14 protein-coding genes are annotated in these 19,134 nt (G+C 73.0%); 7 read left to right on the forward strand and 7 right to left on the reverse strand.

Features of this window, described 5'->3' with window-relative positions:
- Positions 1 to 19: 19 nt before the first annotated feature.
- From AQJ66_RS34840 to AQJ66_RS34850, 3 genes are read right to left on the reverse strand one after another with little or no spacing between them, the layout of a single operon-like run.
- Entirely contained in the window at positions 20 to 946 is a 927-nt protein-coding gene (locus AQJ66_RS34840) for a carbohydrate ABC transporter permease (protein WP_061930369.1), read from the reverse strand.
- The gene (locus AQJ66_RS34845) at positions 943 to 1,995 is read right to left on the reverse strand and encodes an ABC transporter permease (protein ID WP_061930372.1); all 1,053 of its coding nucleotides are present in this window, start codon (positions 1,993 to 1,995) and stop codon (positions 943 to 945) included. Before AQJ66_RS34845 ends, AQJ66_RS34840 begins: the two co-directional genes overlap by 4 nt.
- Positions 1,995 to 3,683 carry an extracellular solute-binding protein gene (locus AQJ66_RS34850; RefSeq protein WP_061930375.1) on the reverse strand — a complete coding sequence of 563 codons (1,689 nt, stop codon included), beginning with the start codon at positions 3,681 to 3,683 and terminating at the stop codon, positions 1,995 to 1,997. Before AQJ66_RS34850 ends, AQJ66_RS34845 begins: the two co-directional genes overlap by 1 nt.
- 332 nt (positions 3,684 to 4,015) lie before the next feature.
- On the opposite strand from AQJ66_RS34850, the gene AQJ66_RS34855 reads away from it, so the two are divergent.
- The gene (locus AQJ66_RS34855) at positions 4,016 to 6,868 is read left to right on the forward strand and encodes a glycoside hydrolase family 3 C-terminal domain-containing protein (RefSeq protein WP_061930378.1); all 2,853 of its coding nucleotides are present in this window, start codon (positions 4,016 to 4,018) and stop codon (positions 6,866 to 6,868) included.
- A 79-nt stretch (positions 6,869 to 6,947) separates the two neighbouring features.
- Here the strand turns inward: AQJ66_RS34855 and AQJ66_RS34860 are convergent, their stop codons facing one another.
- Entirely contained in the window at positions 6,948 to 7,727 is a 780-nt protein-coding gene (locus AQJ66_RS34860; RefSeq protein WP_061930382.1) for an SDR family NAD(P)-dependent oxidoreductase, read from the reverse strand.
- Between the two features lie 162 nt (positions 7,728 to 7,889).
- Between AQJ66_RS34860 and AQJ66_RS34865 the strand changes: the two genes are divergently transcribed.
- The 5 genes from AQJ66_RS34865 to AQJ66_RS34885 all read left to right on the forward strand — a co-directional run bounded on the left by AQJ66_RS34865 (position 7,890) and on the right by AQJ66_RS34885 (position 11,747).
- On the forward strand, positions 7,890 to 8,174 hold the full coding sequence (locus AQJ66_RS34865; protein ID WP_159052684.1) for an antibiotic biosynthesis monooxygenase family protein: 285 nt from the start codon (positions 7,890 to 7,892) through the stop codon (positions 8,172 to 8,174).
- A gap of 19 nt (positions 8,175 to 8,193) precedes the next feature.
- Positions 8,194 to 9,312 (forward strand): ABC transporter permease, encoded by a 1,119-nt coding sequence (locus tag AQJ66_RS34870; protein WP_061930388.1) that lies wholly within the window; start codon positions 8,194 to 8,196, stop codon positions 9,310 to 9,312.
- Complete coding sequence (locus AQJ66_RS34875) at positions 9,309 to 10,028, forward strand: ABC transporter ATP-binding protein (protein WP_061930391.1); 720 nt, start codon at positions 9,309 to 9,311, stop codon at positions 10,026 to 10,028. The genes AQJ66_RS34870 and AQJ66_RS34875 overlap by 4 nt, the downstream gene beginning before the upstream one ends.
- 28 nt (positions 10,029 to 10,056) lie before the next feature.
- Entirely contained in the window at positions 10,057 to 10,629 is a 573-nt protein-coding gene (locus tag AQJ66_RS34880) for a TetR/AcrR family transcriptional regulator (RefSeq protein ID WP_061930394.1), read from the forward strand.
- A gap of 191 nt (positions 10,630 to 10,820) precedes the next feature.
- Positions 10,821 to 11,747, forward strand: coding sequence for a CDP-diacylglycerol diphosphatase (locus AQJ66_RS34885; protein ID WP_079060595.1), 927 nt, complete (start codon positions 10,821 to 10,823; stop codon positions 11,745 to 11,747).
- Positions 11,748 to 11,865: 118 nt separating this feature from the next.
- Here the strand turns inward: AQJ66_RS34885 and AQJ66_RS34890 are convergent, their stop codons facing one another.
- The 3 genes from AQJ66_RS34890 to AQJ66_RS34900 all read right to left on the reverse strand — a co-directional run bounded on the left by AQJ66_RS34890 (position 11,866) and on the right by AQJ66_RS34900 (position 17,268).
- Positions 11,866 to 13,311, reverse strand: coding sequence for an aldehyde dehydrogenase family protein (locus AQJ66_RS34890; protein WP_061930397.1), 1,446 nt, complete (start codon positions 13,309 to 13,311; stop codon positions 11,866 to 11,868).
- 134 nt (positions 13,312 to 13,445) lie between these two features.
- Entirely contained in the window at positions 13,446 to 15,014 is a 1,569-nt protein-coding gene (locus AQJ66_RS34895) for a PucR family transcriptional regulator (protein ID WP_061930400.1), read from the reverse strand.
- A 127-nt stretch (positions 15,015 to 15,141) separates the two neighbouring features.
- A complete protein-coding gene (locus AQJ66_RS34900; protein WP_061930403.1) occupies positions 15,142 to 17,268 on the reverse strand; it encodes a hypothetical protein in 2,127 nt (708 codons plus the stop codon).
- A 249-nt stretch (positions 17,269 to 17,517) separates the two neighbouring features.
- Between AQJ66_RS34900 and gabT the strand changes: the two genes are divergently transcribed.
- Entirely contained in the window at positions 17,518 to 18,852 is a 1,335-nt protein-coding gene (gene gabT, locus AQJ66_RS34905; RefSeq protein ID WP_061930407.1) for a 4-aminobutyrate--2-oxoglutarate transaminase, read from the forward strand.
- Positions 18,853 to 19,134: the final 282 nt, after the last annotated feature.

Consider the following 19,134-nt stretch of genomic DNA (forward strand, 5'->3'; position numbering starts at 1 on the left):
TGGCGGACCGGTACGGGTGTCAGCCCTTGACCGCCCCGGTGAGCATGCCCTTCTTGAAGTGCCGCTGGACGAACGGGGAGGCGACCGCGACCGGGACGAGGGCGAGGACCATGACGGCCATCTGCAGCCCCAGGGCGGAGAGCTGCCCGGTGCGGACCGCCTGCTGCAGGCCGGTCGGCGCCTCGGTGTTCTTCTGGACCAGCTGGATGAGCACGTTCTGCAGCGGCATCATCCGCTGGTCGGTGAGGTAGATGGACGCGTTGAACCAGGCGCTCCAGTACCCGACGGCGTAGAACAGCGAGATGACGGCCAGCACCGCCCGCGACAGCGGCAGGACGATGGTCAGCAGGATGCGCACGTCACTGGCCCCGTCGATGCGGGCGGACTCGGTGAGTTCGGGTGAGATGCCCATGAAGAAGGCGCGCAGCACGAGGATGTTGAAGACGCTGACCGCGCTCGGCAGGATCAGGGACAGGTAGGTGTCGGTGAGGCCCAGCGACTGCACGAGGAGGTACGTCGGGATGAGGCCGGCCCCGAAGAACATGGTCGCCATCATGGCCATCAGCAGGAACCGGTGGCCCAGGCTGTCCCGCCGGGACAGGCCGTAGGCCGCGAGCACGGACACCGTCATCGAGAACAGGGTGCCGGCGAGGGTCACCCCGACCGAGACCGTGATCGCCCGGCTGACCTGGCCGCCGCTGAGCAGTTCCCGGTAGTTGACGAAGGTGATGCCCTGGGGGATCACGACGAGGCCGCCGACCCGGTCGATCACGGGCTTCGGGGACAGGCTGGTGACGATCACGATCCACAGCGGCCCGAGCACGCCCAGGCAGCAGAGCACCAGCAGGCCGCCCTTGGCGGTGAGACCGGCCTTGCCGGGCGGCTCCTCCCAGGTGGGGCGGGCGGGAGCCCGGAGGCTGCGGACGAGCTGCGTGTTGAGGCTCACTTCTGGTACACCCCCTGCTCGCCCAGCAGGTGCGCGAACTTGTTCGCGCCCAGGACGAGACACACTCCGATGGCTCCCTTGACGAGGCCGACGGCGGCCGCGTAGCTGAAGTCGCCGTTCTGGATGCCCATGTTCCACACGTAGGTGTCGAGGACCTCGCTCGCTCCCGCGCCGACCGCGTCCCGCTGGAGCAGGAACTGCTCGAACCCGACGCTCAGCGCGTCGCCCACCCGCAGGACCAGCAGCAGCGCGATCACCGGGCGCAGCGCGGGCAGCGTCACGTGCCACATGCGCCGCCAGCGTCCGGCGCCGTCCATGGCGGCGGCCTCGTACAGGTCGGTGCTGACGGCGGCCAGCGCGGCGAGGAAGACGATGATCCCCCAGCCGGCGTCCTTCCAGACGGCCTGCGCGGTGACCAGGTACTTGAACAGGCTCGCGTCGGTCATCAGGTCGAAGCCGCCCCAGCCGTGGTTCTCCAGGGTCTGCGCGATGATGCCCGCGCCGCCGAAGATCTGCTGGAAGACGGTGACCACGAGGACCCAGGAGAAGAAGTGCGGCAGGTACATGATCGCCTGCGCCACGGCCCGGACCCGGGGTCGGACCACGCTGTTGACGAGCAGCGCGAGGGCGACGGGGACCGGGAAGAACAGCACCAGCTGGAGCACGAACAGCACGAGGGTGTTCTTGGCGGCGCTCCAGAACAACGGGTCGCCCAGCATCCTGGAGAACTGCTGCACGCCGACCCACGGGCTGTGGAAGATCGCCGTGACGCCGTTGCTGGAGACGTACGGGTCGTAGTCCTGGAAGGCGACGACGTTGCCGAGCAGCGGGATGTAGTTGAAGAGCAGGAGCAGCAGGATGACGGGCAGCGTCATCAGGATGAGCGCGCGGTCGCGGCGCAGCCGGATCCGCCAGGGCACCTTGCCGGCCCTGCCCGCCCGGCGGGGCATCCGCTCCTTGGCCGCGGCCGTGGTGACCGCGGCCGTCGGTTCCTCGACGGCCGCGGGGGGACGGGTTCCGTCGGGCCTGCTCCCGGCCGTGAGAGACATCAGTTGCCGCTGCCGTTCTTGTCGAGGAGCTGCTTGTACCAGTCGCGCAGCTTCTCGCCGCCGGAGGACTTCCAGGTCGAGATGGCGGCCTGCACGTCGGACAGCTTCTTGTTGCCGCGCACGTAGTCGATCTCCAGCTGCTCGAACTGGCTGGAGAGGTTGGCGTAGCGGTTCGGCTCGACGATGTTCATGCCGTACGTGGACGTCTTCTTCATGAAGGCGCCCATCCGCTGCTGCCACTCGACCTGCTTGCGGGCGACGTCGGGGTAGTCGGGGTGGGCGAAGTAGGGGGCCGGGGCGGCCAGCATCACCCAGGCGTTGATCACCTCGCTGTTGCCCTGGTCGGTCTTGACCGGGACACCGCCCTTGACCGTGTAGTGGGTGCCCTCGACGCCGTAGTCGACGAGCATCCGCTCCTTGGTGCCGTAGGGGGCGGCCGCGAAGTCGGCGGCGGCCAGCGCGTTCTCCACCGTCGTCTTCGAGGCGCCCTTGCGGATCAGCGACCAGATGGTGGCGGGCTGGGAGGCGTACAGCGTCGGGTGGCCGCCGTCGGGGCCGAAGATGTCCATGCCCTCGATCCGGAAGTCCGGGTTGGCCTTGGCCTGTTCGGCGGTCTTCCCGTACCAGGCGGAGGTGTCGTTGTTGAACACCAGGATCTGCCCGGCGGTGAACCGCTGGCCCGCGTCGCCCGAGCGCGCCTTGTCGTCGGGGTGCACCACGCCGGCGTCGAACAGCTTGCGGCTCCACTCCAGGGCCTCGAGGTACTCGGGCTGCTCGATGCGGTACGTCAGCTTGCCGTCGGAGCCGATGGTCCAGCCCAGCGGCCCCGAGCTGCGGACGCCGAAGATGTTGAACGCGGTCCACGACATGTCGCCGCAGGCGTACACCTTGGCCTTGGCGCTGGTGGCGTCCTTGGCCCAGCTGAGGAACTCGTCGGGCGACGTGGGTACGGACCAGCCCTTCTTGTCGAAGAGGTCCTTGCGGTAGTAGGGCACGATGAAGGTCGCGGCGGCGGAGGGCATGGGGATGCCGCGCAGCGCGCCGCCGAAGATGCCCATGCGCCAGGCGTCGGAGGGGATCGCGGCCAGGTTCGGGTACTTCTTGACCTTGTCGCCCGCGAGGTAGGGGCCGAGGTCCATGAACTTCGCGGTGACCGCGTTCGCTATCTTGCCGACCAGTTCCCAGCCCGGCACGACGACCATGTCGGGTATGGAGCTGGAGGCGAGGACGGCGCCGAGCTTCTGGCCGTAGGTGTTGCCGTCCTGGTTCTGCCAGGTGACCTTGGTGCCCGCCGCGGCGTCGAGCGCCTTGTAGTAGGCGCAGTCGCCCTTGGGCGGGGAGCCCCAGAACGGGGACATGATCGTGAAGGGGGCGCCGGTGCCGAGCTTGTGCGGGACCGAGGTCTGCAGGGCCGCGAGGTCGACCTTGCCGGTGTAGCCGGCCGCCGAGCCGTTCTTCGAGGGAAGGTCCGGCCGCGCGAGCGTGCCGGCGACGTACGCCGGGAGCAGCTTGTCCGCGGCCCTGCCCGACGTGGTGCCCTCCCGCGATCCGCTGTCCGACCCTCCGCAGGCGGCGAGCAGGGGCATCCCGCCGGCGACCGCCGCGGTGGCGACCGCGGTGGATGCGAGGAAGCTTCTCCGGCTCGGTCCGGCAGGACCGGAAGAGGGGGAGGCGGCGTTCGGCGTCATTGCGTCAACCCTTCATGGCGCACCAGGACACCCGGCGGTGGGCCGTCGGCTGCGGTGTCTCGAGTGGATCTGGCTGAGCCGAAGCGCCCTGCGGAACGAGTCGAAGCGCTTCGATGTTGCAGCGAGGTTAAGTGAACACCCGGGGGTGCACAAGGGCCGCTTCCAAGATTCCCCGGACCTGCCGAGGAAGGTGACGATGCCTCCCTTGCCTTACTGCGCGATGCGAAATGCCGCCGGATCCGGACCGGCACCTTGACACCCACCCGGTGGCCGAACGAGCATCGAAGCGCTTCGAAAGCGCCGTGCCGTTCCGTCCAAGGGGAAAACCGCCCGTGACCGTTGACTCGCCGCCCACGCCGCCCTTCCGCGACCCGCAGCTGCCGCATCCGAAGCGCGTCGACGACCTGCTGGCACGGCTCACGCTGGACGAGAAGACCGCCTTCCTGCACCAGTTCGCGCCCGCCGTCGAGCGGCTGGGCGTCGCCGCCTTCCGCACCGGCCAGGAGGCCCTGCACGGGGTGGCCTGGATGGGCCCGGCGACGGTGTTCCCGCAGGCGGTCGGCCTCGGCGCGACCTGGAACCCGGACCTGGTGCGGCGCGTGGGCGAGGCGGTGTCCCGGGAGGTCCGGGCGATGCGCGCGCTCGACGACCGGGGCGGCCTCAACGTGTGGGCCCCGACGGTGAACCTGCTGCGCCACCCGCTGTGGGGCCGCAACGAGGAGGGCTACTCCGAGGATCCGCGGCTGACGTCGGCGATCGCGACGGCGTACACGCACGGCCTGCGCGGCGACCATCCGCTCTACTGGCGCACCGCCCCCGTCCTCAAGCACTGGCTGGCGCACAACAACGAGACGGACCGGGCCACGTCGTCCGCCTCCGTCCGCCCGCGCGTCCTGCACGAGTACGACCTGCGCGCCTTCCGGGACACGGTCGAGGCGGGCGCGGTGGCCGGCGTCATGCCCGCCTACAACCTGGTCAACGGCCGCCCCAACCATCTCTCCCCGTACCTGCGCTCCCACCTGCGCACCTGGACCGAGGAGGACCTGCTGGTGTGCTCGGACGCGGGGGCGCCGAGCAACCTGGTCGACGCCGAGCACTACTTCGACACCCACGAGGAGGCCACCGCGGCCGCCCTGCTGGCCGGCGTGGACAGCTTCACCGACCACGGCACGGACGGCTCGCCGATCACCGCGCGCGTCCGGGGGGCGCTGGAGCGGGGCCTGCTGACCGAGGCGGACGTGGACACCGCGGTGCGCCGCCAGCTCTCGGTGCGCTTCCGCCTCGGCGAGTTCGACCCGCACCACGACCCGCACCTGGCCGGCGAGTTCGACACCCCGGCGCACCGGGCGCTCGCCCAGGAGGCCGCCGAGCAGGCCGTCGTCCTGCTGAAGAACGACGACGGCCTGCTGCCGCTCGCGCCCGGCACCCGGATCGCCGTGGTCGGCCTGCTCGCCGACGAGTGCAAGCTCGACTGGTACAGCGGCGGCCTGCTGCACCGCTCCACGCCCCTGGAGGGCCTGTACGAGCGGTTCGGCGCCGAGCGCGTGGAGTTCGCGGAGGGGGTGGACCGGGTCCGGCTGCGGACCGCGGCCGGCGCCTTCCTGCACGTGCCGGCCGCCGACGCCCCGGACGAGGCCCGGGGCGCGGAGGGCGCCCTCGACCCGGCGCTGCTGTCCGGCCGCACCGACCTGCCCCCGCTGACCACGGACCCGGCCGGCACCGAGTTCGCGCTGGTGGACTGGGGCGACGGCGTCCTCACCCTGCGCGCCCCCGACGGCCGCTACCTGTCCGTCGCCGAGGACGGCCGCCTGCGCGCCTCCGCCGACCAGCCGGGCGGCTGGGTCGTCCAGGAGACCTTCCGTCTGGAACCCCACGGCAGCGGTCACCTCCTGAAGCACCTCGGCACGGGTCGTCACGTCCGTGTCGGCGCCGACGGCGTGAAGGTTGCCGACCCCGGCGACAACGGCGGGACCGGCGAGGTCTTCGAGGTGATCACGGTCGAGCGCGGCGAGGACGCGGTCGCGCGGGCGGCGGGCCGGGCGGACGTCGTCGTGGTGGTCGCGGGCAACGACCCGCACATCAACGGCCGCGAGACCGAGGACCGCACGACGCTGGACCTGCCGGCCCACCAACGGCGGCTGCTGGGCGCCGCCCGCGCCGCGAACCCGCGCACCGTCCTGGTCCTGACGTCGGCGTACCCCTACGCGGTGGACGTGACGCGGCTGGCGGCCGTGCTGTGGACCGCGCACGGCGGCCAGGCGGCCGGCACGGCCCTGGCCCGGATCCTGGCCGGCGACGCCTCCCCCGCGGGGCGCCTCCCGCAGACCTGGTACGCGTCCGACGCCGACCTGCCGGACCTGCTCGACTACGACGTGATCGGCGCCCGCCAGACGTACCTGTACTTCGAGGGCACCCCCCTCTTCCCGTTCGGCCACGGCCTGTCGTACGCGAGCTTCGCCTACGACGGCCTGTCGGTCCGGGTCGCGGACGCCTCCGTGCACGTGTCCTGCACCGTCACCAACACCGGCGACCGGACGGCCGACGAGGTCGCCCAGCTCTACGGCCGGGCCGTGGACCCGTCGGTGCCCCGGCCGCGCCGGGAGCTGCTCGGGCACCGCCGGGTGACGCTGGCGCCCGGCGAGCGCACGACGGTGGCCTTCGACGTACCGCTGTCCGCCCTGGAGTTCTGGGACGTGGCCCAGGGCGGGTGGCGCCTGGAGCAGGGGCCGTACGAGCTCCTGCTCGGCGCCTCCAGCGAGGACGTCCGGCTGCGCACGACCCTCGCCCTCGACGGCGAGCGCCCGGCCCCGCGCCCGGTGACCCGGCGGGGTCTGGAGGGGGCGGACTTCGACGAGCAGTCCGGCATCGCGATCGTGGACCGGACGAGGCGGGCGGGTGACGCGGTGACCCCCGCGGCCGGCACGTCCGCCGAACTGGTCCACCGCTCCTGCGACTTCGCGGACGGCGTGCGCGAGGTGAGCGCCCAGCTCGCCGGCGAGGGCGTTCTGCGGCTCTCCCTGGACGGCGGCCCGGTGCTGGCCGAGCTGACCCTCCTCACGCCCACGGCCGACCCGTACACGTACACCACCGTCACGGCCCGCATCCCGGCCGTCGAGGGCGTGCACGACGTCCGCCTCGCACTGCGCGGCCCGCTGCGGCTCGCGCACGTCGGGTTCTCCGGTTGAGGGTCCGGAGCCGCCCGGCGTCAGGAAGGGGCCCGGCACCGGAAGGCAGCGGTGCCGGGCCCCTTCGGGTGACGGCGGTTCAGTGGACCGAGAACCCGCCGTCGACGAAGATCGACTGGCCGGTCACGTAGGCGGAGCCGGGACCGGCGAGGAAGACGGCGGCCCCCGCGAAGTCCCCGGCGAGCCCGTTGCGCCCGACCAGGGTGCGGGCGGCGAGCGCGGCCACCTTCTCCGGGTCCGAGGACAGGCGCGCGTTGAGCGGCGTCGGGACGAAGCCCGGCACGAGCGTGTTGCAGGTGACGCCGTACGGCGACCAGGCCTCGGCCTGGGAACGCGCCAGCGACTCCAGCGCTCCCTTGGACACCCCGTAGGCGCCGCTGTGCACGAACGCCCGGTGCGCCTGCTGGGAGGTGACGTGGATGATCCGGCCGTAGCCCCGCTCGGCCATGCCGGGCCCGAACCGCTGCCCCAGCAGGAAGGGCGCCTCCAGGTTCACCGCCATGGTGGTGTCCCACACCCGCTCGTCCAGTTCCGCCATCGGCGGCCGCAGGTTGACCCCGGCGCAGTTCACGAGGATGTCGGGCTCCCCGAACACCGCGGCCGCCGCGTCGGCGGCCGCGCGCACCCCGGTCCGGGTGCCCAGGTCCCCGCTCACCCAGCCGGCCCGGCATCCCTGCTCCGTCAACTCCTCGGCGGTCTCCTTGAGTTGCGGCTCCTTGCGGGCCAGGACCACCACCGCCGCACCGGCGCGGGCGAGCGCCCCGGCGACCGCGCGCCCGATGCCGGAGCTGCCGCCGGTCACCAGGGCGACGCGGCCGTCGAGGGAGAACAGTTCGGAGAGATAGCCCTGCGATGTCATGCCCGAAGCCTACGGACGGGCACGCGCCGCATCGGACACCCCCCACTTGCCGACAGAAGTGTCGGGAACATCGGCTAGGATCCCGACGCAAGTGTCGGCAAGTGATGCGCCGACCGTGATTCCTTCCTGCCTGAAAGACGGTGTCGAGAGATGTACACGGTGATGAACCGGATTCCGGTCCCGGCGGCCGGTGCCGCGGTCTTCGAGGAGCGGTTCGCCGCGAGCATGCGCGAAACCCTGCCCGGTGTGGTCGGCCTGGTCGGTGCGCGGCTGCTGCGCCCGGAGCGGGAGGACGGCGCGTACGTCGCGGTGATGGACTTCACCTCCCGTGACGCGTTCGAGGCCTGGACCCGGTCGCCCGCCTTCCGCGCCGCCCACGGGCCGTCCGCGCGCGGGGTGGACGGCCAGGCCGAGGCGTACCGGACCGTCGCCGCCGTCGGCGCCTGAGAGCGGACGGACCCCTCCCATGTTCCTGGCCGTACGCGACCTGCGGTTCGCCCGCGGGCGCTTCGCTCTCATCGGCGCCGTCGTCGCCATGATCGCCGTCCTCGGCGTCATCCTGTCCGGACTCGCCAGCGGGCTGGCGGACTCCGGCATCTCCTCGCTGCGCGCGTTGCCCGTGACGCACCTGGCGTTCGACAAGTCCGCCTCCGGCGAGCTGTTCTCCCGGTCCACGGTCACCCGGGACACCTGGCGGGCCTGGGCCGCACAGCCCGGGGTGCGCGAGGCCGAACCACTGGGCCAGCAGCTCGTCCACGCCCAGCTCTCCGGCCCGGGCGGCAAGCAGCTCGACCTGGCCGTGTTCGGCGTCCGGCCGACCGGCTTCCTGGCCCCCGCGCCCGCCACGGGCAGGCCGCTGTCGGCCGACCCGAACGGCATCCTCGTCAGCGAGGAGATCGCCAAGGACGGCGTGAAAGTCGGCGACCGGCTCATCGCCGGGCAGGCGGACACGCCGCTGACCGTGATCGGCACGATCGGCCACGCCTCGTTCGGCCACGTCGGTGTCGTCTACGCACCACTGGCCCTGTGGCAGAAGCTCCACTACGGCCTGCCGGGCGCCCTGCCGCCCGCGGCGACGGGCCAGGCGACCGCGGTGGCCCTGCGGCTCGCCCCCGGTGCCGGCACCGCCGCGATCGACCACCGGCTCGGCACGCGGACCGTCGGCAAGGCCGGCACCTACGCGGCCTCCCCCGGCTACACCGCCGAGTCCAGCACCATGACCCTGATCCGCGGCTTCCTCTACGCCATCTCCGCCCTCGTGGTGGGCTCGTTCTTCACCGTCTGGACCATCCAGCGCCGCCAGGAGATCGCCCTGCTCAAGGCCATCGGCGCGAGTACGGGCTACATCCTGCGCGACGCCCTCACCCAGGTCGCCGTCGTCCTGCTCGCCGCCACCGCGGCCGGCACCGCCGCCGGGCTGGCGCTGGGCGGAGCCATGAACGCATCGGCGCCCTTCGCACTGAAGACCGGCCAGGTCACCGCGGCCGCACTGCTGCTCACCGCCCTCGGCCTGGCCGGAGCCGCCGTCGCGGTCCGCCGCATCACCGGAGTCCAGGCCCTCACCGCCCTGGGAGCCGACCGATGACCCACCCCACCCCCGCCGGGACCCCCGCCCCGGACTCCACCGCCGCCGCGGCCGTCCTGCGCCTGACCGACGTCACCCTGCGCCTGGGCACCGGACAGCAGCAGGTCACCGCACTCGACGGGGTCGGCCTGTCGGTCGCCCCGGGCCGGTTCCTGGCCGTCACCGGCCCCTCCGGCTCGGGCAAGTCCAGCCTGCTCGCCGTCGCGGGCGGCCTGCAGACCCCCACCCGGGGAAGCGTCCACGTCGCCGGCGTCGACCTGACCACCCTCAAGGAGCACCAGCGCACCGCCCACCGGCGCCACCACATCGGCTACGTCTTCCAGCACGCCAACCTGCTGGCCTCCCTCACCGCCCGCGAGCAGCTCCTGCTGCCCGCCCACGTCGCGGGCCGCCTCGACGCCGCCGCCCGCCGCCGTGCCGACGAACTGCTGGACGCCGTCGGCATGACCGCCCGCGCCGACCGGCGCCCCCACCAGCTCTCCGGGGGCGAACGCCAGCGCGTCGGCCTGGCCCGCGCGCTGCTGCTCGCCCCCGAGGTCCTGCTCGTGGACGAGCCCACCTCGGCCCTCGACCGCGCCCGCGCGCGCGAGATCGTCGAGCTGCTGGCCCAGCAGACCCGCGCCCACCGCACCGCCACGGTCATGGTCACGCACGACACCGAGATACTGGACGCGGCCGACCACGTCCTCGTCATGCGGGACGGCCGGCTGACCTGACCCCGGCCTCGAAAGGCACTCCCGCGCCATGCCCAAGATCAACGCCGCCACGGTCGCCGAGCACCGGGCCCAGCAACGCGCCGCGCTGATCCGGGCAGCCGTCGACATCCTCGTCGAGCAGGGCGCCACCGCGGTCACCCCGGCCGCGGTCGGCGCCCGGGCGGGACTGGCCCGCTCCAGCTTCTACCAGTACTTCCCCTCCGGCGCGGCCCTGCTGGCAGCCGTCGTCGAGGAGTCCTTCACCGCCGCGAACGCCGCCCTCGCCCGGGCGCTCGACACCGTGAGCGACCCCGCGGACCGCATCGACGCCTTCGTCCGGACCGAACTCCGCCTCGCCGCCGATGGCATGCACCGCCCGGCCGCCGCCCTCATGCGCGCGGAACTGCCCCGGGAGTGCCGCGACCGCGTCCACGAGCTCCACCTCGTGCACTACGCGCCGCTCCAGTCGGCGATCGCCGCCCTCAGCCCCGCCCACCCGCAGCTGACCGCCCAACTAATCGGCGGCCTCCTCCAGGCCGCCATGACGGCCGTGGAACACGGGGCCGACCCCGAGGACGTCGCCGACCGGGCCCTGCACCTGGTGCGCCACGGGCTCGACTGACAGCCGTCGGCCGGGCAGACGGTCGCGGTCTTCCCGTAGGGGCTGTTACCTGAAACGCGGAACAGGCGACACTCACCTTTCCAGTTGATGGGAAATCCGCTTTTCACTGCCTACCCTGTGAGCGAATCAGCGGGGGAACTCGATCGCATTCGGCGGAGTGAAGCAGCGGTCATCACCATCGGAGATCACGCATGAACGGCCAGAGCAATTCCCAAGAGGTCCCTCGGCGTCAATTCTTCGCCCTTTCCGGCGCTGTGGGAGCGGCGGCGCTCCTGGCCGGTGCGGCGGGGACCGGGAACGCGGCAGCCGGCCCGGTGCCCGGGACGCCCGCACCCGACCCGTGCGCCCCCACCCCCGCTCCCCCCGGATCAGGGGCGAGCCCCTGCCCCCCTGCGCAGTTCCAGCGCCTGTGCGGCAGCCCGGCCGACAACGACCCGCTGTGGAACGACGTCCAGTACTGCACGCACGGGACGATCCCGCCGCCGCCACAGCTCCCGCCCGACTGCCTGAAGACGACTCCCGATTACGTCGTACTGCACGGCAAGCCGGAGAACCCGCACAACTACCTGCTGGTTCCCACGTGCCGGATCACCGGCATCGAGTGCCCGTTCCTCACGACCCCGGGCGTGGAGAACTACTGGGACGACGCGTGGCAGAACGCGAGAAGCGGGGGGAGCGTGCCCGTCCAGTATCCGAATATCGGATTGGGCATCAACTCGCAGGGCATCCGCAGCCTCAACCAGTTGCACATCCACATGGCCGGCGTCCAGGCGAGTACGCAGCGGCGGCTGCAGGATCTCGAATCGATGGGCCGCATGGCCTTCCAGCCCTCGGACTGGGCGAAGCCCGGGAGTCAGGCACTGATCACGGGTCGCCCGGGCACCGGGGGGGATCGCACCTACCGGATCCTCAGGCTGCCGAACCTCGCGCAGAACCTGTTCAGGCTGCTGTACGACAACGTGGTGCAGCCGGCCGGGCTGGACATGGCGAACGAGACACTGATCGTGGTTCCGAAGATGTCCGCCACCGGGTTCGCCGGGTCCTTCTACGTCCTCAACAGTGACACCTCGCTCCACGACGGTACGAGCACGTGCGACAAGTTGCTGGTGTACACCTGACGCTCCCCCGGCGCAGGACGTGCCCGACGCGGGCAGGTCACCGGGCACAGGACGTGAGACAACGGCCGGAGCCCCCGCACAGTGGGCTCCGGCCGTTGTGTGACCTGTTCGTGGCAGGTCAGAGTGCGAGGCCCGTGAGGACCAGGACGCGCTCGTAGGTGTAGTCGTCCATCGCGAACTTGACGCCCTCGCGGCCGACGCCGGACTGCTTGGCGCCGCCGTACGGCATCTGGTCGGCGCGGTAGGACGGGACGTCGCCGACGACGACGCCGCCGACCTCGAGGGCGCGGTGGGCGCGGAAGGCGACCTGGAGGTCGTGGGTGAACACGCCCGCCTGGAGGCCGTACTTGGAGTCGTTGACCGCGGCGAACGCCTCGGCCTCGCCGTCCACCCGCTGCACGGTCAGGACGGGCCCGAAGACCTCCTCGCAGGAGAGGGTCACGTCGGCCGGCACGTCGGTGAGGACGGTCGGCGCGTACGAGGCGCCCTCGCGCTTGCCGCCGGTCAGCAGCCTGGCGCCCGCCGACACGGCCTCGTCGACCCAGGACTCCACGCGCCGGGCGGCGTCCTCGCTGACCAGCGGGCCGACGTCGGTCGCCGAGTCGCTCGGGTCACCGGTGACCTGGGCCTCGACGGCGGCGACGATGCGCGGCAGCAGGCGGTCGTACACCGAGGCGTCGGCGATCACGCGCTGCACGGAGATGCAGGACTGGCCGCCCTGGTAGTTCGAGAAGGTCGCGATGCGGTTCGCGGCCCAGTCGAGGTCGGCGTCGGAGGAGTAGTCGCCGAGGACGACCGCGGCCCCGTTGCCGCCCAGCTCCAGGGTGCAGTGCTTGCGCGGCACCGAGTCCATGATCGCGTAGCCGACCTTCTCGGAACCGGTGAAGGAGATCACCGGCAGGCGCTCGTCCTGGACGAGGGCCGGCATCTTGTCGTTGGTGACCGGCAGGACCGACCAGGAGCCGGCCGGCAGGTCGGTCTCGGCCAGCAGCTCGCCGAGGATCAGGCCCGACAGCGGGGTGGCCGGGGCCGGCTTGAGGATGATCGGGACGCCCGCGGCGATGGCGGGGGCGACCTTGTGCGCGCACAGGTTCAGCGGGAAGTTGAACGGCGCGATGCCGAGGACGACGCCCTTGGGGAAGCGGCGGGTCAGCGCCAGCCGGCCCTGGCCGCCGGCGTCGGTGTCGAGCCGCTGGGCCTCGCCGCCGTTGAACCGGCGGGCCTCCTCGGCGGCGAACCGGAAGACGGAGACGGCGCGGCCGACCTCGCCCCGGGCCCACTTGACGGGCTTGCCGTTCTCGGCGGAGATCAGCTGGGCGATCTCCTCGGTGCGCTCGGCCAGCCGCTTGCCGACGTGGTCGAGGGCGGCGGCACGGACGTGGGCCGGGGTGGCGGCGAAGTCCTCGAGGACGGCGTGGGCGGCGGCCACGGCCTCTTCGACCTGGGCGTCGGTCGGCACGCTGACCGTGCCGACGAGACGGCCGTCCCACGGGGAGGTGACGTCGAAGGTGTCCTCGCCGGTGGCCTGGCGGCCGGCGAGCCAGAAGGCGTGGAGGGAAGTCATGTGTCGAGTCCCGGCCCTTCCGCGTAGGAGTGTGCTTTCGGTTCGTCGTCCACGGTAGGGCCGGGGCGGGCGGGGAGCGCTTGTCCGAGTCGGCGCAGTCGGGGGCCGGGTCACTCCGGTTTGGCGCGGTGGCGTCAGTCGGACGACGTCGCCTTCAGGGCGAGCCACAGCTCCATGCGGACGTCCGGGTCGTCCAGCGAGCGCCCGAGGATCTCCTCCACCCTCCGCATCCGGTACCGCAGGGTGTGCCGGTGCACGCCGAGGTCGGCGGCGGCCGCGTCCCACTGCCCGTGCCGGGACAGCCAGGCCCGCAGGGAGGCGACCAGGTCACCGCGGCCGGTGGCGTCGTGCTCGTGCAGCGCCCGCAGCAGCCCGTCCGCGAACGCCTTCACCGCGTCGTCGGCCAGCAGCGGCAGCACCGAGCCCGCCGCCAGCTGCTCGTGCTCGACCAGCACCCGGCCCCGCCGCCGGGCCACCGACAGCGCCTGCTCGGCCTGCTTGTAGGCGGCGGCCGCGGCGATCGGCCCGGCCGGCGCGGACAGGCCGACGACCAGTTCGTCCTCCTCCGGCTGCGCCTCCGGCGCGGACCGGGCCTTCTCCCGTCCCGCGGCGTACGCGGTGCACGCGGCGGCCGCCGCTCCCCCGTCCCCGGCGAGCACCACCAGCCGCTCCCCCTCGGGCACGACGAGCACGGCCTCCCCGGACCGGGCGGCCGCCGACTCCACGGCCTCGGTGAGACCGCCCAGCGGGTCGCCGCCGGACACCGCCTCGGCGACGATCACCCGGAACGGGGCGTCGAGCAGACCGCCGTACAGGTCCCCGGCGACGGCCCGGGCGTGGTCGGGTTCCCCGGCGAGCAGCATGCGCAGCACGGCGGCGCCGATCCGCTGCTCGGCCGCGTGCAGGGAGCGCGAGCGCTCGGTGGTGAGGGTGAGCAGGGCGATGGCGGAGTGGACGGCGTACCGCTCGGCGGTGCCGAGGGCGGCGGCGGTGCCGACGGCGAGCGCGGCGCGCGGGCGGCGGCCGGTGCCCAGGGAGTGCAGCTCGACCCGGTCCTCGGTGTCCGGCCCGCCGACCACCGAGGAGGCGGGCGCGGGGCGCTCCCTGAGCCGTTCGACGTCGGCCGTGATGCGGGCGGCCCGGCGGCCGGCCCACTCCGGTGCGGTGGCGACGACGGCGCCCGAGGCGTCGTACAGCGCCGCCCATCCGTCGACCTGCGCGGCGAGCGCGGCGAGCAGGCCCTCGGGCCCGTGGGTGAGGGCCTGCCGGGTCAGTTCGCGCTGGGCGGCGAAGCCGGCCGTCACGGCGCGGTACTGGTCGGCGGCGATCGCGGCGGAGACCGCCTTGCTGATGGCGAGGAAGGGGGTGCGGCGGGGCACCTCCAGCAGCGGCAGCCCCTCCCGCTCGGCGGCCTCGACGAGGGCCTTGGGTACTTCGTCGTAGTTGACGCCGACGGCGAAGCCGAGCCCGACGACACCGGCTCCGACCAGCCGCTTCACATACCGCCGCATGGCCTGCGGATCCTCCGCGTCCAGCTTGAGCGCGGTGATCAGCAGCAGCTCGCCGCCCTCCATGTAGGGGACGGGGTCGGCCAGCTCGCTCACGTGGGCCCAGCGCACGGGCACGTCGAGCCGGTCCTCGCCCGCCCGCACGGTCAGCTTGAGCGCGGAGTGGTGGACGAGCGAGGCGAGCGTCGGGGGCATGAGGCCTTCACGGTGAGGGAGATCCGGTGATCGAAGTGATCAGTTGGCCGCCGCGTATGAACGACCTATGCCGATTCTGCCTCACCGTACGGTCCGGCGAGGACCGGAAAGGAGCGATCCGGGCGCTTCACCCCCGCAGGTCCACCAGCACCGGTGGCGCGTGCTCCCCCCGGACCGTGGTCAGGGACAGCACCGCGTGCCCCGGCGGCACCCCGTGCGCCAGTTCGGAGGCCGACCAGCGTTCGCGCTCCACCTGGCGGACGGTGACGGCGCGGGCGGTGGGCGCCTGCCCGGTGATGACCCGGCGCAGCATGTGCACGGCCTTGCCGGCCGGGGTCTCGGCGATGATCTGCCGGTCGGTGACGTCCCGGGTCTCGGTCCACTCCTTGCCCCACACCTCGGCGAAGTCCTGCCCGTCCCAGGGGGTGAGCCCGGACAGCGCCATCCGGCAGCCGGTGGCGCCGAGCAGCGGGCCGCGCAGCGGCCGGGGGGCGTCGTCCAGGGTGCGCAGGGTCAGGACGACCCCGGCGTTCACGGACCGCAGCCGCTGGATGCCGCGCACGGCCTCCGGGGTGACGACACCGGAGGCGTCGTCCAGCAGCAGGCAGGCGAACAGCGAGCGGTCCTCCCGTACCGTCACGCCGGCCGTGAACTGGGCGAGCACCAGCCGGGCGAGGATCCGGGAGGCGTCAGCGTGCCCGCGCTGGGGCAGGTCGATGCGGACCCGGACGGGGTGGTCGAGGGCCTTCAGGGAGAACGGCCGGGACTGTCCTGAGGTGTCGAAGAAGTCGGCGAAGGCGGGCCGGTCCAGCAGCGCGATCCGGTCGGCGAGGACGGCGCCGACGTCGCCGGGGTGGGCCATCTGCCGCTCCCGGGCGTCGAGTTCGCGCAGCAGCGAGTCCTGTCCGGAGTCGGTGAGCGCCTTGCGCAGGGCGGCCAGCGGGCCGGTCGTGCCGTCGAGCAGCTGGCGCAGCTCCGGCACCGACGGGAAGCGGCCGTGGACGGCGCGGAAGGGGCCGAGCAGCTGGGCGAGGACGGTGGTGGAGCGGCGGCTGTCGCTGCCGGGGTGCGGGTCGGTGAGGTCGCCGACGAGCGCCTCGGCGAGTATGGCGGCGGCCTCGTCTGGGTCGGTGGTGCCGCCGTAGAGGTCCAGGTCGTGGACGGAGTCGGGGTGCCCGACGCGGACGACGACGTCGTACGACGCGTCCGGCCCGAGTCCGGCGCCGGCCGCGCCGACGGCCACGACGGCGGCGCGGCCGGCGAGGGCGTGCAGGCACAGCGACTCGGCGAGCGGCCGGACCAGGGAGCCGGTCTTGCCGGAGCCGGCCGGGCCGACCGCGAGCAGCGAGGTGCCGAGCAGGTCGGGGCCGAGGGCGAGTCCGGCGCCGCGGTAGTGGTACGGGTTGCGGGGGTCGTCGGCGGCGGTGCCGAGCCGGACCTGGCCGGTGAGCAGGTCGTGCCGGGCGTGCCGGGCGGGCAGGTCGCGCTCGCCGGAGGGGTGCGGGCAGGCCGCGGCGCCCTGGCGCAGCACGGTGCCGGTGAACGCGGCGAGGCTGTGGGTGCCGGACCGCACGCCCTGCCAGGCGCGGTCGATCCGGGCCAGGTCGACGTCCCGCATGAGGCCGGCCCGGGCGTCGGCGGCCAGCCGTTCGGCGGCCTCGTGCGCCCCGGCCCGGCGCAGCTCGGGCCACTCGGCGGGGTCCTGCTCGGGCGCGGGCGGCGGAGCGGTGGCGGGCTCGGCGGGACGCCAGGCGGGCGGGCCCCAGCGGCGCCAGACCTCGCCCCAGCGCCCGAGCCGGCCGACGACGAGCATGATGGCCAGGGCGATGAGGGTGTAGTAGCCGTACCAGACGACCGCGTTGCCCACGGCGTCGTTGCTCTGCCGCCAGGAGTCCGGGGTGAACAGTTCCAGCGGCAGCACCCACCAGCCGCCGAGGTAGCCGTTCCACAGCAGCGACCACACCAGCCAGCCGACCAGGAACGCGATCAGCGCGCCGCTCAGCAGCTGCCGGGCCGGGATCAGCTCGGGCTCCCGCTCGGGCCTCGGCCGGTGGCCCAGCCGCCACACGCCCGGTGCCGCCTCGGGCCGGGGCGTGCGCAGCCAGGCGAGGAACGCCGAGCCGTCCGGCCGGGGTGGCGCGCCCGGGGGGACCGGGGGCCTGGGCGGCACGGCCGCGGCCTCCCGGGGCACCGCCGGGCGCGGCACCGGGTTCGGATGCGTGCCGCGCACGTCCCGCGTCCCGTCGCTGTCCATCTCGCTTGCCCCCTGACCAGCCGTTCCGTCCACCGTCAGCGAGCCAATCTAACGCCCCGGCAAGGGGAGTTCACCGCTTACGCGGCCGTAGGACGGGCCCGTCCGGGGGTACCGCCTCCGAGCGGCTATGTCCACCACGGACAACCGGCCCCGGCGACAACGCCCACATGGAGCATGCCCAGCCCCCGGCGCCCGGCCTAGCCTGCGAGATGAAGAAGAAAAGCGTCTGCAACACCCCAGGAGCCCCGCATGACCGCACTTCCGCAGGAGCGCCGCGTCGCCACCGCCATCCCCGGCCCGAAGTCGCAGGAGCTGCAGGCCCGCCGTACCGCCGTGGTCGCGCAGGGCGTGGGCTCCACGCTGCCGGTCTTCGTCACCCGCGCGGGCGGCGGCATCATCGAGGACGTCGACGGCAACCGCCTGATCGACTTCGGTTCCGGCATCGCCGTGACGAGCGTCGGCGCGTCCGCCGAGGCCGTCGTGCGCCGCGCGAGCGCCCAGCTGGCCGACTTCACCCACACCTGTTTCATGGTCACCCCGTACGAGGGCTACGTGGCGGTCGCCGAGGCGCTCGCCGAGCTCACCCCGGGTGACCACGCCAAGAAGTCGGCGCTGTTCAACTCCGGCGCCGAGGCCGTCGAGAACGCCGTGAAGATCGCACGCGCCTACACCAAGCGCCAGGCGGTCGTCGTGTTCGACCACGGCTACCACGGCCGGACGAACCTGACGATGGCGCTGACCGCGAAGAACATGCCGTACAAGCACGGCTTCGGCCCCTTCGCCCCCGAGGTCTACCGCGTCCCGGTCGCCTACGGCTACCGCTGGCCGACCGGTCCGGAGAACTGCGGTCCGGAGGCCGCCAAGCAGGCCATCGACCAGATCACCAAGCAGGTCGGGCCGGACAACGTGGCCGCGATCATCATCGAGCCGGTGCTCGGCGAGGGCGGCTTCATCGAGCCGGCCAAGGGCTTCCTGCCGGCGATCCGCCAGTTCGCCGCCGACAACGGCATCGTGTTCGTCGCCGACGAGATCCAGTCCGGCTTCTGCCGCACCGGCCAGTGGTTCGCGTGCGAGGACGAGGGCATCGTCCCGGACCTGATCACCACCGCCAAGGGCATCGCCGGCGGTCTGCCGCTGGCCGCCGTGACCGGCCGCGCCGAGATCATGGACGCCGCGCACGCGGGCGGCCTGGGCGGCACCTACGGCGGCAACCCGGTGGCCTGCGCCGGTGCGCTCGGCGCCATCGAGACGATGAAGGAGCAGGACCTCAACGCCAAGGCGAAGAACATCGAGGCGATCATGAAGTCCCGCCTCACCGCCATGGCCGAGAAGTTCGACGTCATCGGCGACGTCCGGGGCCGCGGCGCGATGATCGCCGTCGAGCTGGTCAAGGACCGCGCCACCAAGGAGCCGAACCCGGAGGCCACCGCCGCGCTCGCCAAGGCCTGCCACGCGGAGGGCCTGCTGGTCCTGACCTGCGGCACCTACGGCAACGTGCTGCGCTTCCTGCCCCCGCTGGTGATCGGCGAGGACCTGCTCAACGAGGGTCTGGACATCATCGAGCAGGGCTTCGCGCGCATCTGACGCGGCGCGTCCTGGAGGCCGGAAGTCGCGCATCTGAGCGAGTGGTCCGCACCTCTGACGACGTCCTGCGGCAGGCCGTGTGAAGAAGGTGTGCGAGGTGGATGGCGGGTCGGGATTACGGCTGCCGAAGCGCCCCGGCCTGCCGTAGGTTCTTCCTCAGATGAGAGATACACCCCGCCCACAGGGGACTGTGGGTGGTTTCAGGCCGGGGCCTCCCCAGCTTCGACCTGGTCGTGCTTAGCGCACACATCCGGGGCCTGACGGCTTCGGGATCTCCTCACC

It is taken from the genome of Streptomyces bungoensis (assembly GCF_001514215.1).
Classification (GTDB): Bacteria; Actinomycetota; Actinomycetes; order Streptomycetales; family Streptomycetaceae; genus Streptomyces; species Streptomyces bungoensis.